Consider the following 15328-nt stretch of genomic DNA (forward strand, 5'->3'; position numbering starts at 1 on the left):
ATTCCGTGGGCCGGGTCAAGGGTGGCCCGTAGGGCCATCGGCGTAGCCGACGCGGGAGTGGAGCGAAGCGGAACGGGAGCGCCCTTGACGCGGGTCGCGGAATCCCGACACTGGCAAAGAAGCGGGCGGCCCCACGGTCACCCATCAACCGGGGTTCCGATCACCCACCCGGAGCTCCCCCTTCACCACCTTGCCGCTCGCGTTCCGGGGGAGCTCGCCCACGAACTCCACCACCCTGGGCACCTTGTAGTTGGCCATCTCGCGGCGCGCCCAGGCGATCAGGTCGTCCTCGGTCGCCACCGACCCCGGTCGCCGGACCACGAAGGCCTTGCCGACCTCTCCCAGGCGCGCGTCGGGGATTCCGATCACCGCGATGTCGGCCACGTCCGGGTGTAGGCCGAGGAGTTGCTCCACCTCGGCCGGGTAGGCGTTGAAGCCGCCGACTATGTACATGTCCTTGATGCGGTCGGTGATGCGGAGGTTGCCGGCCTCGTCCAGGACGCCCACGTCGCCGGTGCGCAGCCAGCCGTCCGGCGTGATCGCCTCCGTCGTCGCCGGCTCGTCCTCGTAGTAGCCGCGCATGATGTTGAAGCCTCGGACCAGGACCTCGCCGGGGGTGTGGGTCGGGGCCGGGGAACCGTCGGCGTCGACCACCTTCAGTTCCGTGCCGGGTATCGCCCGGCCCGAAGTGGACGCGATGACCGACGGGTCGTCGCCTCGGCGGCACATCGTCACGATGCCGCTCGCCTCGGAGAGGCCGTATGCCGTGAGGACCGTGCCCACGCCCAGTTCCCCGCGCAGGCGTTCCACCAGGCGCAGGGGGACCACCGCCGCGCCGGTCACCACCAGGCGCAGGGCCGAGAGGTCGTGGGCGTCACGGGCCGGGTGGTCGAGGAGGGACTGGTGGAGGGTCGGGGGGCCCGGGAGCACGGAGACCCGTTCCGCGGATATGTTCGCCAGTGCCGTGTCCACGTTGAAGACCGGCTGGGGGATCATCGTCGCGCCGCGCATCAGGCAGGCGATCACGCCCGCCTTGTAACCGAAGGTGTGGAAGAAGGGGTTCACGATGAGGTAGCGGTCGGACGCACGCAATCCCGCGAGGTCCGCCCAGATCTCGTAGGCCCTCAGCGTCTGCCCATGGGTGATCATCGCGCCCTTGGGGCGGCCGGTCGTGCCCGATGTGAAGATGATGTCCGACAGGTCGTCGCCGGTGATATCGGTGGTCCGGCGGAGGACTTCCGTCGCCTCCACCGCCTCCCCGCTCGCCAAGAAATCCTTCCAGGTGCGGAAGTCGGGTGGGGCGTCGTCCGAGAGGACCACTACCTGCTCCAGCCCGGGCAGACCCGACAAGGGGCCGAGGCCCCCGGTTCCCTCCCCCGCCGCCCGCCTCAGCGACGCCACGTACGACGTGCCCAGGAACGTCCCCGTCACGAACAGCAGTCGCGCCCCGCTCCTTCCCAGCACGTCCGCCGCCTCCGTGCCCTTGAAGCGGGTGTTGAGCGGGACCAGCACCGCACCCGCGGAGACCGCCCCGAGTGCCGCGACGATCCAGTCGAGGGAGTTGGGGGCCCATATGCCCACCCGGTCGCCCACCGTCACGCCGTTCGCCATGCAGGCCGCCGCCGCGCGTTCCACCCGGGCGCCCAGTTCCCCGTACGTGACTCTCGTGCGGCCGTCGACCACCGCCTCGGTGTCCGCGTACCGCTCGGCCGACCATCGCACCAGCCGAGGAACGGTGCCCCAGTCGCCCCAGTCACTCATAGCAGCCCCCAAGCCCCTGCCGTTTAGCTGACTGACCGTCAGATTAGCTGTAACCTGACGCACTGTCAGCAGGAGGAAGGTGGGCGCACCATGGGAGACACCATGGCAGGCACCATGGCAGGCACCATGACAGGACCAGGGCTGAAGGACGCCACCGCCATCGTCGGCATCGGGCAGACCGCCTTCGCCAAGCGGCTCCCCGAGGACGAGAAGACCCTCGCCTGCCGTGCCGTCCTCGCCGCCCTCGACGACGCCGGGATCGCACCCGGCGAGGTCGACGCCCTCGCCTCCTACACCATGGAGGAGACCGACGAGGTGGAGCTCGCGAAGGCCGTCGGGTTCGGGGATCTCACCTTCTTCAGCAAGGTGGGGTACGGGGGCGGCGGCTCCTGTGCCACCGTCGCCCACCTTGCCGGTGCGATAGCCAGCGGCCAGGCCACCGTCGGGGTCGCCTGGCGGTCGCGGAAACGCGGGAGCGGGCCGCGGCCCTGGACCAACACCGCCGTCCAGCTGCCCACTCCCGCCCAGTGGACCCGGCCCTTCGGTCTCCTCCGGCCCGCGGACGAGATCGCCATGCTCGCGCGGCGCTACATGCACGAGTACGGCGCCACCCGGGATCACTTCTTCAATGTCGCTCTCGCCTGCCGGAACCGGGCGAACCAGAATCCGGCGGCGGTGATGTACGAGCGGCCGCTGACCCGCGAGATGTACATGACCGCCCGGTGGATCAGTGAGCCCCTGTGCCTCTTCGACAACTGCCTGGAGACGGACGGGGCCCTCGCCTGCGTGGTCGTCAGCCGGGAGCGGGCCCTGGACTGCCGGCAGCGGCCCGTCTACGTCCACTCCGCCGCGCAGGGGCTCCCCGCGCAGCACCACGGCATGGTCAACTACTGGAACGACGACCCCCTCACCGGGCCCGCCTGGACCGCCGCCCGACATCTGTGGAAGCACGCGGACTTCACGGCGGAGGATGTCGATGTCGCCCAGATCTATGACGCTTTCACCGCCCTCATACCGCTCTCCCTGGAGGGGTACGGCTTCTGCGGGAGGGGCGAGGGTGGGGCGTACACAGAGGGCGGTGCGCTGGAGATCGGGGGGCGGCTGCCCGTCAACACGGGTGGGGGTGGGCTCTCCGAAGCGTACGTCCACGGGTTCAACCTCATCAACGAAGGCGTGAAACAGCTGCGCGGCACCAGTACCGCGCAGGTGCCCGGCGCCGCCACCTGCCTCGTCACCGCCGGCGAGGGGGTACCGACCTCCGCCCTTCTGCTGAGGAGTTGACCGCCCGTGCTGAGTCCTGTCGTCGACACCGACGGCGCTCCCTTCTGGCGGTACGCCGCCCAGGGCGAGCTGCGCGTCCAGGCCTGTGCGGAGTGCGGGGAGCCGCGGTTCCCGCCCCGGCCGTGCTGTCCGCACTGCCAGTCCTTCGCCTGCGAGTGGCGGGTCACCTCGGGGCGCGGGCGGGTCTGGTCGTATGTCGTTCCGCATCCGCCGCTGTTGCCGGAGTACGCGGAGCAGGCGCCGTACAACGTGATCGTGGTGGAGTTGGAGGATGCCCCCCGGGTGCGGCTCGTCGGGAATCTCGTCGCCCGTGCCGGGGCGCCGCTCAACTCCCTCGATCCACAGGCACTGAGGATCGGCGCACGCGTTCAGGTGGTGTTCGCCGACGGGCTTCCGCAGTGGGTCATGGCGTGAGCCCCGGACAGATGAAGACTCTGCGCCTCGATGTCGACGAGGACGCCGGTGTCGCCGTCGTCACCCTGGACCGGCCCGAGCGGCTCAACGCCATCGATCTGGAGATGGCCGGTGAACTCGTGGCATTGTGGCGGGCGTTGCGGTTCGACGAGAGGGTGCGTGCCGTCGTGCTCACCGGGGCCGGTGAGCGGGCCTTCTGTACCGGGATCGACCGGGACGTCGTCGTGCCGCAGCCTTCGTCGCCGTACATGCAGGACGATCCGTTGCTGGCCGTCGGGCCGAAGGCCAACGATCTGTGGAAGCCCGTCGTCGCCGCCGTGAACGGGATGGCCTGTGGTGGTGCCTTCTATTTGTTGGGCGAGAGCGAGTTCGTCGTCGCGGACGCGACAGCGACCTTCTTCGATCCGCACACCACGTACGGGATGGTCAGCGCTTACGAATCCGTGCTGATGGCGCAGCGGATGCCGTACGGGGAGGTCGCGCGGATGGTGCTGATGGGCAACGCCGAGCGGATCGGGGCGCGGCGGGCGCATGAGATCGGGCTCGTGAGCGAAGTCACGGAGGTGGGGCGGGCGTTGGAGGGGGCCGTGCGGTGTGCCCGGGTCATCGCCGGGTGTCCGGCGGAGGCCGTGCAGGGGACAGTGCGGGCGTTGTGGGCGGCTCGGGAGGCGGTGCGGGTGCCTGGGTTCGCGGTGGCGCCGCAGCTGATCGCGCTGGGGAATCTGCCGGGTGAGCGGCAGGCCGAGTTGTTCGCCCACCGGGGACGGGCCGAGCCGCGGATACGGTGAGTGACCGTCTGGCGGTGAGCGCGCACCGGGCGTAGCGTCTGCTGTGAGAGCGAGGAGCCCTCTCCCGGAGCGACGGCCGCCGTCCGCAGCCCCTTCCGTGCGACTACTGCCACGGCGGCCGTCCCGGATGACCGAGTCACGTCGTCCGCGCGGTGCCCGTCCCCTTCTCCGCGTCCAGCGCGTACACGCAGCGGTCCTTGCTGCACGCGTACACCACGCCGTCCTTGACCACCGGGGAGCCGGTGATCTCGCCACCGGTGGCGAGTTTCCAGCGGAGGCGGCCGTCGTCGGCCTTCAGGGTGTAGAGGAGGTGGTCGGTGGAGCCGAAGTGGATGCGGCCCTCGGCGACCGCGGGGGAGCCCACGACGTCGCCGCCCGCCTGGAAGCGCCACTTGGGGGTGCCGGTGACGGCGTCCAGGGTGTAGAGGCCCTTGCCGCTGCCGACGTGGACGTGGCCTGCGGCGACGAGGACCGGCTCGATGGAGGCGCGGGACTCGGTGGCGATGCGCCAGCGGTCGCGGCCGTCGGTGGCGTCGAGGGCGTAGACGGTGCCGAGGTAGTCGGCGAGGTAGATGCCTCCGCCGGTGACCGCGGGGCCGGGGGCGAAGGTGGGCGGGCAGAGGAAGGCCGCGGGGGCCTCGAAGTGCCAGCGCACCATGCCGCTCGCCACGTCGATGGCGAGGACGCGGGTGCCGGCGGAGACGTACACGTGGCCGTCGGGGGCGTGGGTGAGCCGGACCGGTACGCCGCCGCAGGAGGCCGCGTCGCCGATGGGGTACGACCAGCGTTCCTCTCCGGTGCGGGCGTCCAGGGCGCGCAGGCGGGCGTCCTGCCAGACGAAGGCGGTGCCGTCGTGCAGGGCGGGGCCGGCCTCGGGGGACTCGAAGTCGGTCTGGACGCCGGTGAGCTCCCACAGCTTCTGGCCGGTGGAGGCCTCCCAGGCCTGGACGCCGCCGCCACGGGTGCCGGTGACGACGGTGCCCCGGTCGGCGTGGAGGGAGTACACCCAGGCGTCGGTGGACAGCCGCCACAGGTCGGTGCCCTCGCGGCAGTCGAGGGCGAACAGGGTGGGGCCGTCGGAGGCGTGGATGCGGCCGTCGGCGACGTCCATGGACCAGGCGACGTCCCGGGTCTTGAAGCGGCGGCGGCCGGTGGCCACGTCCAGGGCGTGCACCTCGAAGGAGGTGACGTAGACGAGGTCGCCGTCGACGGCCGGGGTGCCCCAGACGTCGTTGGACATGCGGAAGCGCCAGGGCCGCCAGCCGGTGGCGGTCTCCGGGGGCGGGGGCGCGGGTACGGCGGGGTCGGCGCCGTTGACGCCGGGGCGGGGCCGGGACCAGCTGGCGACCAGGCCGGACTCGGGCGGGGGCGCCTTGACGGCGGCGGCGCGGGTGTCGGTGACGCGCGGGCCGGGGCCGATGGGCACCTTGGCGCCGGCCAGCCGGACGGGGCCGGTGTCGGGGGCGCCCGTGGGGGCGGGGGTCGGCATCGGGACGGGGCCCGGGCCGGGTGCCGGGACGGCGGGGTCGTACGAGGGCGGCGGGGGCAGCGCGGGGCGGGCGCCGCCGCGGGCGCCGGACGGGGGCGGCTGGGCGGGGCGGCCGTTGCGGCGGCTCTCGATGAGGGCGACCGCCTTCTCCGGCAGCCAGGCGGAGGCGGTGCCGCTGTCGTCGGAGCCGGAGCCGAAGAGGTGGGGGGCGAGCTGGGCCTGGAGGTCGGCGGGGTTGGGGCGGCCCGTGGCCTCCATCTGCATACAGGACTCGATGAGCGGGCGCAGCTCGTCGGGGAGGCCTTCGAGGTCGGGGCCCTCGCGCAGCAGCATGAAGACGGTCTCGACCGGGTTGGCGCCGTGGAAGGGCGGGTGTCCGGTGGCGGCGAACACCAGCATGGAGCCGAGCGAGAAGACGTCGCTGGCGCCGGTGACGCTGCGGGAGTCCTTGGCCTGCTCGGGGGACATGTAGGCGGGGGTGCCGACGGCGACGTTCGTCATCGTCAAACGTGTGTTCGAGACGCCGGACGCGATGCCGAAGTCGATCACGCGGGGGCCGTCCTCGACCACGAGCACGTTGGACGGCTTGAGGTCCCGGTGCACGAGCCCGGCGCCGTGGATGGACTGGAGCGCCTCCGCGACGCCCGCCGCGAGCCAGCGCACCGCCTGGGCCGGGAGCGGCCCGCAGTCGTTCACTATCTCCTCGAGGGAGGGCGCGGGGACGTAGGCGGTGGCCAGCCACGGCACGGCGGCGCGCGGGTCGGCGTCGACGACCGCGGCCGTGTAGAAGCCGGAGACCGCCCGGGCCGCCTCCACCTCACGCGTGAAGCGGACGCGGAACAGCTGGTCCTCGGCGAGCTCCGTGCGGACCGTCTTGATCGCCACGCGCCGGCCGGACGCCGAGCGCGCGAGATAGACCAGCCCCATGCCGCCGGCGCCCAGTCGGCCCAGCACCTCGAACGGCCCGATCCGCCGCGGATCGTGCTGCGTCAGCTGATCCACCACTTGCCTGCCACCTCCCCGTACGAGCCGCGTCACCTTCATATGTACGCGACCCCGTGCAGCGTCTCACCACCGCACCGCCGCGGCGGCACGCACCCCGATTCTTCCTGGCCGGGGTCCATGTTGCGAACCCGGTGACAAATCGGGGTGTCTCCCTATAAGGGAGGCAAAAGCCCACGGTTTCAGCGGTGGAGCAGCGCGAAGGACGCCCCCTGATTGTCGGTGACGACGGCCACGGTTCCGTACGAGGCCCGGAATGGCGCCACCTGCACCCGTCCGCCGAGCCGCTGGACCGCCCCGAGGGCGTCCTCGAGGTCGTCCACCCGGAAGTGGACGAGGAAGTGCGGGGGCATCTCGGCGGGGAAGACGGCGGAGACGGGGGCGCGGCCGAAGTCGGGCTCGGCCTCGGTGCCGAAGAGGGCGTCGTGGAAGAGGCCGCCGTAGAAGGCGTTGGCCGCCTCGGTGTCCCGGGTGTACAGCTCGGCCCAGACAAAGGTGCCCGGGGCGTGGCGCAGGACGAAACCGGGGTGGTCGCCCGGCTGCCACAGGCCGAAGACGGCGCCCTCGCGGTCGGTGGCCAGCGCGGCCGCGCCCAGGTCGTCGACCGGTGCCGGCAGCGCGACGACCTGCCCGCCGGCCGCGACGATCCGCCGGCACAGGGCCTCGGCGTCCGGGGTGGCGAAGTACACCGTCCAGACGGTGGGCATACGGCCGTCCGTCTTGGGTGTCAGGGCGGCGACGGGTTCACCGTCCAGCCGCGCCCATACGGAGGTGCCGTACGCCTCCTCGAAGGTCCAGCCGAAGAGTTCCCCGTAGAACCGCTTCCCGGCCGCCACGTCGGGAAGCTGCGCGTCGATCCAGCAGGGGACGCCCTCTCCGTACACCGATGCCCTGTTTTCGGCCATGTCGCCAAAGTAACCGCGCCTCGCGCACCGCGCAGACCAGGCACACCACCTCATCCGCGTCCTTGCACCCCATTTGCAGTCGGCCGAATCGCGCTCCCATCACCCCTCGGTAAGCTGACGACATGACAGGACAAGTGCGTACCGTCGACGGCCGCGTGGCCGGTCGGCGTGGGCAGGCGACCCGGCAGAAGCTGCTCGACTGCCTCAGCGAGATGCTCAGCTCTTCCCCGTACCGGGACGTCAAGGTCATCGATGTGGCCCGGAAGGCGGGCACTTCGCCCGCGACCTTCTACCAGTACTTCCCGGACGTCGAGGGCGCCGTCCTGGAGATCGCCGAGGAAATGGCCGCCGAGGGCGCCGGGTTGACCGAACTGGTCGCCGGGCGGTCCTGGGCCGGCAAGGCGGGTTGGCAGACCGCACAGGAACTCGTGGACGGATTCCTTGAGTTCTGGCGGAAGAACGACGCCATCCTGCGCGTCGTGGACCTCGGCGCCGCCGAGGGAGACAAACGGTTCTACAAGATCCGCATGAAGATCCTGAATTCGGTGAACAACTCCCTCGCGGAATCCATCACCGAGCTTCAGTCCAAGGGCAGGGTCGACAAGGACGTGAACCCGGCCGCGGTCGCGGGCTCGCTGGTCGCGATGCTCGCGGCGGTGGCCGGGCACCAGAAGGGTTTCTCGTCCTGGGGCGTCAAGCAGGCCGAACTCAAGCCGAATCTGGCGCTGTTGGTGCACCTGGGCGTGACGGGCCGGAAGCCGACGAAATAGGCCGTTCGGCCGCACCCCTTCCGGCACCCCTTTTTCCGACACCAAGTCCTGTCTGGCAGGCGGTGGTTCACGCGAGTGGACCACCGCCTGTCGTGCTTTCCGCCCCGGCGAACGCGCCGCCCGCCGGCCGGCTCGACGACACCGACGACCGGAGCCGGCACCGGCACCGCGCCGGGTGGTTCCCGCCGCGCGGGCGGCCCGGCCGCCACGTCGGCCGGGACCAGGCCGGTGGCACTCGGCCGGGGAGCCGTCGTCGGGGTTCTCCTGGTTGTCCGGCGCGGGGTGCCCGGGCCGTCGGTCGGGTCACGCCGGGAGTGGTCGGTCCTTCACCACGTGCTTCATCACCAGCGTGGACGTCAGCCGCTGCACTCCCGGCAGGGTGGCGAGCCGTTCGTCGTAGAGCCGCTGGAAGGCGGCGAGGTCGGCGGTGGCGACCCGCAGGAGGTAGTCCGGTTCGCCGAAGAGCCGCTGGGCGTCGAGGACGTACTCCACCTCGCTGACCGCCCGCTCGAAATCCGCGACGGTGTCCCGGTCCTCCTGCCGCATGGACACGAAGACCAGCGCCTCGAAGGTCAGCCCGAGGGCCGCCGGGTCCACGACCGCGCGGTAGCCCCGGATGGCGCCGCACCGCTCCAGCTCGCGCAGTCGCCGGTGGCACGGCGAGACGCTCAGCCGCACCCGCGCGGCCAGCTCGGTCACGGTCAGCCGCCCGTCCTGCTGGAGCTCGGCAAGGATTTTCTGATCGACGTCGTCCATGAAGAAGATATTTGCTCAGCATCCGCGATCATGGGCAAATTTCGGGAACACATTCGGGCCATTCACGCCTAATGTCCCCTTCATGGAATCCGCAAGCCTCCTCTCCTTCCTCGCCCTGGACCTGCTGCTGGTGTGCGTACCGGGCGCCGACTGGGCCTATGTGATCGCGGCCGGCCTGCGCGGCCGCCGGGTCACGGGCGCGGTGGCGGGCCTGGTCGCCGGGTACGCGGTGCACACGGTTCTGGCCGCGGCGGGCCTCGCGGTGCTCGTGGCGGGCTCGCCCCGGCTGCTCACCGTGCTGACGGTGGCGGGCGCCGGGTACCTGCTGTGGCTGGGGTGGGGTGTGCTGCGCCGCCCGGCCGTGCCAGGGACGGCGGCCGAGGCCGACGGCTCCCGGGTCTTCCTGCGCGGCGCCGCGATCAGCGGCCTCAACCCCAAGGGCCTGTTGCTCTACCTCTCCGTGCTCCCGCAGTTCCTCACCCTCCGCGGCCACCACCTGCCCGTCCCCGTGCAGACGGCCGCCCTGGGCCTGCTCCACATGGCCTGCTGCGCCGCCGTGTACCTGACCGTCGGCGTCCTCGCCCACGCCGTCCTGGCCGCCCGCCCCGCCGCCGCCCGCGCGGTCACCCGCACCTCGGGGGCGGCGATGCTCGGCATCGGCGCGTTCCTGCTGGTGGAGCGGCTGGCGACGCTGTGAGGTCGCTGGCGACGCTGTGAGACGGCCGACGGCTCGGTGAGACCCGGCGGCGCTGTGAGACCCCGGCGGCGCTATGACGCGCGGCGCGTGAGCCGGAACACCCGGATCTCCCGCTCCACCCGCGCCTGGTACGCCGCGTACGGCGGCCAGAACTCCAGCAGTGCCCTCCAGGCCGCCGCCCGCTCCTGCCCCGCCAGCAGCCGGGCCGTCACGGGTATGTCCTCGCCCTTCCAGCTGACGGAGGCGTCCGGGTGGGCGAGGAGGTTGGCGGTCCAGGCCGGGTGGTCGGTGCGCCCGAAGTTGGAGCCGACGAGCAGCCAGCTCTCCATGCCCGCCGCCTGCCCGCCCTTCTCCGGCATGCAGGCGAGCGGGGTACGGCGGGCCAGGCCGCTGCGAGCGCCGGTCGTGGTGAGGACGACCCCGGGCAGCAGCCGGGCGCTGAGCAGCACCCGGCCCCGGGTGAGCCGGTGGACCGCCCGGTCCATGGCCGGGACCACGTGCGGGGCGACCTTGGCGAAGCCCCGGGTGGACGACACCTTCTGCACCAGACGCACTCCGACGGCGGTCATCGGGCCGCCACCCCCTCCCGCTCGAAGAACCGGGCCGCCTCGGCCGCCCGTGCCCGCAGCCGGTGCACCGGCCCGAACAGCAGCTCGTCCCCGGCCGCCCGCTTGAAGTACAGGTGGGCCTCGTGCTCCCAGGTGAAACCGATCCCGCCGTGCAACTGGATCGCCTCGCCCGCCGCACACCGCAGCGCGTCGAGGGCCTGCGCCAGCGCGAGCCCGCCCACGCGTTCCCCATGGGCCGTCGCCCATGCGGCGTAGTACGCGGCCGACCGGGCCGCCTGCACCTGTACGTACACGTCCGCGAGGCGGTGCTTGACCGCCTGGAAGGAGCCGATCGCCCGCCCGAACTGCTCGCGCTGCCCGACGTACTCCACGGTCCGCTCCAGCACCCGGTCGGCGGCCCCGACGGCCTCGGCGGCGAGCACGGTGGCGACGGTGTCCCCGTGGGCGGCGAGGGCGGCGAGCACGTCGGTGTCCTCGTCCCCGAGCAGCTCGGCCCGCACGTCCCGCAGCTGGACCCGCCCCTGCGGCCGGGTGGCGTCGAGCGCGGTCCGCCGGGCCCGTACGAGCCCCGCCGCGTCCGCTTCCGCTTCCACGAGTTCCACCTCCACGAGGAAGAGGAGGGTCCGGGACCGCGCGAAGCCCCCCGCGTGCGCGGCGACGACCAGCAGACCGGCGCTGTGCCCGTCCAGTACCTGGTCGGCCTGCCCGTACAGCCGCCACCCCGTCCCGTCCCGGCGGGCCTGCACACCCCCCGCCCGGCCCCCGCCCGCCCACTGACCGCCGTTGCCGCCGGTCAGGGCGAGGGCGGTGGTGAGGGCGGCACCGGGGACGGCGAGGGCGGCGGTGAGCGCGCCGGAGGCGAGGCGGGGCAGCAGACCGGCGCGCTGGGCGTCGGTGCCGAGGGCGAGGATCAGCGGGGCGGCGAGGACGGCGGTGGCGAGCAGGGGTGAGGGGGCGAGCGCCCGCCCCACCTCCTCGCAGGCGAGGGCGAGATCGGTGACGGGGCAGCCGACACCGCCGTACGCCTCGGGGAGCGCCAGGCCCGGCAGGCCGAGCTGGTCGGCGAGGGCGGTCCACAGGACGGGGTCGTGCCCGGCCGGGCTGCCCACGGCGGCCCGCAGTTCCTCCGCCCCGCAGCGTTTGTGCAGCAACTCGCGCAGCGTACGGCGGATCTCGTCCTGCTCGGCGGTGAGGCGTGTGTCCATGGCTGTTCCCTCCCGACCAGATCTGACGGAGCGTCATGTTAGGGCGGGCGGAAGGAGATGCCCAGGGGTACGCCGGCTGCCGCGGGGCAGCAGATCTGATGTACCGTCAGATTCATGACGCGAGGGAGCCGGAAAGTCGCCGTGGTGGGTGCAGCCCTCTCCGACTGCGGCCGCGTGGCCGACGCGACCCCGTACACGCTGCACGCCCAGGCTGCCCGCCGCGCGCTCGCGGACGCGGGACTGGACCGGGCGCGCGTGGACGGCTTCGCCTCGGCGGGGCTCGGCACGCTGGCCCCGGTGGAGGTGGCGGAGTACCTGGGCCTGCGCCCCACCTGGGTGGACTCCACCTCAGTCGGCGGCTCCACCTGGGAGGTCATGGCGGGGCACGCGGCGGACGCGATAGCGGCGGGCCACGCGAACGCCGTCCTGCTGGTGTACGGCTCCACGGCACGCGCCGACATCAAGGCGGGCCGGCGGACCGGCGACCTGTCCTTCGGCGCCCGCGGCCCGCTCCAGTTCGAGGTGCCCTACGGCCACACGCTGATCGCCAAGTACGCGATGGCGGCCCGCCGCCACATGATCGAACACGGTACGACCATCGAGCAGTTGGCCCAGGTCGCGGTGCAGGCCAGGGCCAACGCCTCCCTCAACCCCGAGGCGATGTTCCGCGACCCGATCACCGTCGACGACGTCCTGTCCGGCCCGGTGATCGCCGACCCCTTCACCAAGCTGCACTGCTGTCTGCGCTCCGACGGCGGCGCGGCGGTACTGCTGGCGGCCGAGGAGTACGCGCGGGACTGCCGTACCGCCCCCGTCTGGATCCTCGGCACGGGCGAACACATCTCGCACGCGACGATGTCCGAGTGGCCCGACTTCACCGTCTCCCCCGCCGCCGTCAGCGGCCGGCTGGCCTTCGAGCGGGCCGGCGTCCACCCCGATGAGATCGACTTCGCGGAGATCTACGACGCCTTCACCTACATGACCCTGGTCACCCTGGAAGACCTCGGCTTCTGCGCGAAGGGCGAGGGCGGGACGTTCGTCGAGAAGGGCCGGCTGCTGGTGCGGGGCGGGGAGCTCCCGGTGAACACCGACGGCGGCGGCCTGTCCGCCCAACACCCGGGCATGCGCGGCCTGTTCCTGCTGGTGGAGGCGGTACGGCAACTGCGGGGCGAGGGCGCGGAACGGCAGGTGCGCCGCGCGGGAGGCGAGCTGCCGCGACTGGCGGTGGCGTCCGGGACCGGGGGGTGGTTCTGCTCGTCCGGGACGGTGGTCCTGGGGCGGTGATCCTGGGGCGGCGATCCTGGGGCGGCGATCCTGGGGCGCGGGTGAAGCGGCGAGCGGGCTGTTCCGCACGCCCCGCCCCCGTACAACGCCCGTACACGCCCGCACGCACCCGCTCGCGCCTCCACGGCGGCCCCGGAGTGATACTCGCCCCATGGCAGCAACCGATCTCCACGAACTTCTGAGGTCACTGCGGGTCTGGGACCCCCAGGTCACGGAGCTACCCGCCTTCGACCCGACGACCGCGCCCCCGACCCCGCTCCCCCTGTTCACCGCCTGGTTCGCGGAGGTGGTGGCCGCCGGGCAGGCCGAGCCGCACACGATGTCGCTGGCGACGGCGGACGAGGAGGGCCGTCCTGACGTGCGGATCGTGATGCTGCACGGCGCCGACGCCGACGGCTGGTCCTTCGCGTCCCACGCCACCAGCCGCAAGGGCCGGCAGCTCGCCGCCCGTCCGTACGCGGCCCTCAACTTCTACTGGCCGGTGCTCGGCCGGCAGGTCCGGGTCAGGGGCCGGATCACGGCGGCGCCCTCGCCGGAGAGCCAGGCCGATCTGCACGCCCGCTCGACGGGAGCGCTCGCGGCGGCGCTGACCGGCCGGCAGAGCGAGGTCCTGCCGTCGCTGGAGGAGCTGCGGTCCGCCTCGCAGGCGGCCTGGGAGCAGGCACGGGAGAACCCGACCGCCCCGTCCCCGACGTGGACTCTGTACCGGCTGCGGCCGGAGGAGGTCGAGTTCTTCCAGGGCGACCCCGAGCGGCGCCACGTGCGGCTCGCCTACCGGCACACGGCGTTCGGCTGGGAGCGGACCCTGCTGTGGCCCTGACGCTGCGCCCCTGCCCCTGCCCCTGCGTCCCTAACCCCGCGACCCCGCCTCGAACCCGTACACCGCGAAGTCGGCCACCGGCCGGTAGCCGATGCGCTGGTACAGCCCGTTGCTGGTCGGGTTGGCGAGGTCGGTGAAGAGGAGCACCTCCGTCCCCGCGTCGCGCGCGACCCGGCTCACCTCGGCGGTGGCGGCGCCCGCGTAGCCGCGTCCGCGCAGGTGGGCGGGGGTGTAGACGGGCGCCACCCGGACCTGCCCGGCGACCTCGGGGGTCACCCCGGCCATGGCGACGGGGGCGCCGTCGGGGGTCTCCCAGAGGGTGACCCCGCCGCTGGCGATGCGGGCGTCGGCCCAGGCGCCGGGCTCCTGGAACCCGCGCTGGCCGACGGCGTCGGCGAACTCCTCGCACCAGCGGGCCAGCAGCTCCCGGTCCGCCGCCCCGGCCACGCGGGCCCGGCCGTCGGGCGCGGGTTCCGGCACCGTCAAGTCGGCCAGCCGGTACAGCCGTTGTCGCTGCCGCAGCGCACCGCCGTCCCCCGTCCGCCGCTCCCACGCCGCCGCGAACGCGGCCGCCGTCCCGTGCTCGGCGGAGACGCCGGGGACGGCATGGCCGAGGTCGAGCAGCCGGGCGGCGAGGGCGTCGGCCTCCTCGGCGGTCACCGCGGTGATGTTCAACGGGTGCGGAGGCGTTCGGAACAGCGCCGCCCGTACCGGGTCGCCGGGTTCCGCCAGCCATCCGAACACGGGTGCCTCGTCGCCGTAGAGGCGCAGTCCGCGCTTGCGCAGCGCGTCGGTCACCGTCAGCGCCACGGTGTGCGACGCGGGCCGTGAGCGCAGGAAGTCACCGGCGCGGGAGAGGAATTCGTCGAGGTCTTCGGTGAGATGCCAGTGATCGGGATTCATGCCTCATGTTCCCGTCCCGCCCCCGTGCCCCGCCTCACATTTACTCCACGGCCGGCTCCGGTTACTCCACGGCCGGCTCCGGGTCGGTGGCGATCCGCGCGTGCAGGTGCACATCCCGGAACGCGTCCAGCCGCCCGGCCTCGGGCATCGCCCCGCGCAGCGTCCCCTCGTAGGGGTACCCGCATCTCTCCGCGACCCGGCACGACGCGTCGTGTCCGAGGGCGTGCCCCAGCTCCAGCCGGTACAGGCCGAGTTCGGTGAACGCCCAGCGGCTCGCGAGGGCGAGCGCCCGCGTGGCGACGCCCTGCCCCCGCGCCTCCGGAAGGACCCAGTAGCCGACCCGGGCGACGCGCATGACCCGCTCGATGGTGTTCAGGCCCATGTGGCCGAGCGTGGCACCGGTGTCCGCGTCGGTGACGCGGAAGGGCACGCATTCGTCGTTCGCGGCTCTCGCCGCCAGCGCACGCAGGGAGTCCCGGGCGGTGTCCAGGTCCTTGACTACCTTGAACGGGGTGTTCCAGCGCAGGAATTCCGGATCCGCCAGACCGCGCAGCCAGGCCGCCGCATCGGCGTCGGATTCCGCGTCCCAGCGGCACAGGCGCAGGCCGTGACCGTGCGGTTCGGAGGCGGGGTCGACGGTGGGCTGCTCATTCACAGAGACCATGACACCCATTCAATCGCGCG

At 72.8% G+C, this 15328-nt stretch carries 15 protein-coding genes; 7 read left to right on the forward strand and 8 right to left on the reverse strand.

From position 1 onward, the window contains the following. Positions 1–144: 144 nt before the first annotated feature. Positions 145–1761: a FadD3 family acyl-CoA ligase gene (locus ACFY01_RS32850; protein WP_390739399.1), complete on the reverse strand. Its 1617-nt coding sequence runs from the start codon at positions 1759–1761 to the stop codon at positions 145–147. Positions 1762–1851: 90 nt separating this feature from the next. Between ACFY01_RS32850 and ACFY01_RS32855 the strand changes: the two genes are divergently transcribed. Genes ACFY01_RS32855 through ACFY01_RS32865 form a run of 3 tightly spaced genes read left to right on the forward strand, consistent with a single transcriptional unit; the run spans position 1852 to position 4244 of the window. Then, positions 1852–3042 (forward strand): lipid-transfer protein, encoded by a 1191-nt coding sequence (locus ACFY01_RS32855; RefSeq protein ID WP_390739400.1) that lies wholly within the window; start codon positions 1852–1854, stop codon positions 3040–3042. 6 nt (positions 3043–3048) lie between these two features. Further along, positions 3049–3456, forward strand: a complete 408-nt coding sequence (locus tag ACFY01_RS32860; protein WP_390739401.1) for a Zn-ribbon domain-containing OB-fold protein — start codon at positions 3049–3051, stop codon at positions 3454–3456. 11 nt (positions 3457–3467) lie between these two features. After that, positions 3468–4244, forward strand: coding sequence for an enoyl-CoA hydratase/isomerase family protein (locus ACFY01_RS32865; RefSeq protein ID WP_390739402.1), 777 nt, complete (start codon positions 3468–3470; stop codon positions 4242–4244). Between the two features lie 136 nt (positions 4245–4380). Here ACFY01_RS32865 and ACFY01_RS32870 read toward each other — a convergent pair whose 3' ends face one another. Next, entirely contained in the window at positions 4381–6738 is a 2358-nt protein-coding gene (locus ACFY01_RS32870; protein ID WP_390739403.1) for a PQQ-binding-like beta-propeller repeat protein, read from the reverse strand. Between the two features lie 179 nt (positions 6739–6917). Continuing rightward, positions 6918–7640 carry a VOC family protein gene (locus ACFY01_RS32875; RefSeq protein ID WP_390739404.1) on the reverse strand — a complete coding sequence of 241 codons (723 nt, stop codon included), beginning with the start codon at positions 7638–7640 and terminating at the stop codon, positions 6918–6920. A 122-nt stretch (positions 7641–7762) separates the two neighbouring features. Between ACFY01_RS32875 and ACFY01_RS32880 the strand changes: the two genes are divergently transcribed. Then, positions 7763–8410 (forward strand): TetR family transcriptional regulator, encoded by a 648-nt coding sequence (locus ACFY01_RS32880; protein WP_361805446.1) that lies wholly within the window; start codon positions 7763–7765, stop codon positions 8408–8410. A 303-nt stretch (positions 8411–8713) separates the two neighbouring features. Here ACFY01_RS32880 and ACFY01_RS32885 read toward each other — a convergent pair whose 3' ends face one another. After that, complete coding sequence (locus ACFY01_RS32885) at positions 8714–9166, reverse strand: Lrp/AsnC family transcriptional regulator (RefSeq protein ID WP_390739405.1); 453 nt, start codon at positions 9164–9166, stop codon at positions 8714–8716. Positions 9167–9248: 82 nt separating this feature from the next. Between ACFY01_RS32885 and ACFY01_RS32890 the strand changes: the two genes are divergently transcribed. Then, entirely contained in the window at positions 9249–9863 is a 615-nt protein-coding gene (locus tag ACFY01_RS32890) for a LysE family translocator (protein ID WP_390739406.1), read from the forward strand. 71 nt (positions 9864–9934) lie between these two features. Here the strand turns inward: ACFY01_RS32890 and ACFY01_RS32895 are convergent, their stop codons facing one another. Both ACFY01_RS32895 and ACFY01_RS32900 read right to left on the reverse strand, forming a co-directional pair. Then, the gene (locus ACFY01_RS32895) at positions 9935–10432 is read right to left on the reverse strand and encodes a nitroreductase family deazaflavin-dependent oxidoreductase (RefSeq protein ID WP_390739407.1); all 498 of its coding nucleotides are present in this window, start codon (positions 10430–10432) and stop codon (positions 9935–9937) included. Then, positions 10429–11637 (reverse strand): acyl-CoA dehydrogenase family protein, encoded by a 1209-nt coding sequence (locus ACFY01_RS32900; RefSeq protein WP_390739408.1) that lies wholly within the window; start codon positions 11635–11637, stop codon positions 10429–10431. The genes ACFY01_RS32895 and ACFY01_RS32900 overlap by 4 nt, the downstream gene beginning before the upstream one ends. Positions 11638–11751: 114 nt before the next feature. On the opposite strand from ACFY01_RS32900, the gene ACFY01_RS32905 reads away from it, so the two are divergent. Together ACFY01_RS32905 and ACFY01_RS32910 are read left to right on the forward strand one after the other, a co-directional pair. Beyond that, a complete protein-coding gene (locus tag ACFY01_RS32905; protein ID WP_390739409.1) occupies positions 11752–12921 on the forward strand; it encodes an acetyl-CoA acetyltransferase in 1170 nt (389 codons plus the stop codon). A gap of 151 nt (positions 12922–13072) precedes the next feature. Further along, positions 13073–13741: a pyridoxal 5'-phosphate synthase gene (locus tag ACFY01_RS32910; protein ID WP_390739410.1), complete on the forward strand. Its 669-nt coding sequence runs from the start codon at positions 13073–13075 to the stop codon at positions 13739–13741. A gap of 30 nt (positions 13742–13771) precedes the next feature. On the opposite strand, the gene ACFY01_RS32915 is transcribed toward ACFY01_RS32910, so the two are convergent. Both ACFY01_RS32915 and ACFY01_RS32920 read right to left on the reverse strand, forming a co-directional pair. Then, positions 13772–14644 (reverse strand): GNAT family N-acetyltransferase, encoded by an 873-nt coding sequence (locus ACFY01_RS32915; RefSeq protein ID WP_390739411.1) that lies wholly within the window; start codon positions 14642–14644, stop codon positions 13772–13774. A 61-nt stretch (positions 14645–14705) separates the two neighbouring features. Beyond that, positions 14706–15308, reverse strand: a complete 603-nt coding sequence (locus tag ACFY01_RS32920; protein WP_390739412.1) for a GNAT family N-acetyltransferase — start codon at positions 15306–15308, stop codon at positions 14706–14708. Between the last annotated feature and the right edge of the window lie 20 nt (positions 15309–15328).

Source organism: Streptomyces sp. NPDC001480, from assembly GCF_042894725.1.
Classification (GTDB): domain Bacteria; phylum Actinomycetota; class Actinomycetes; order Streptomycetales; family Streptomycetaceae; genus Streptomyces.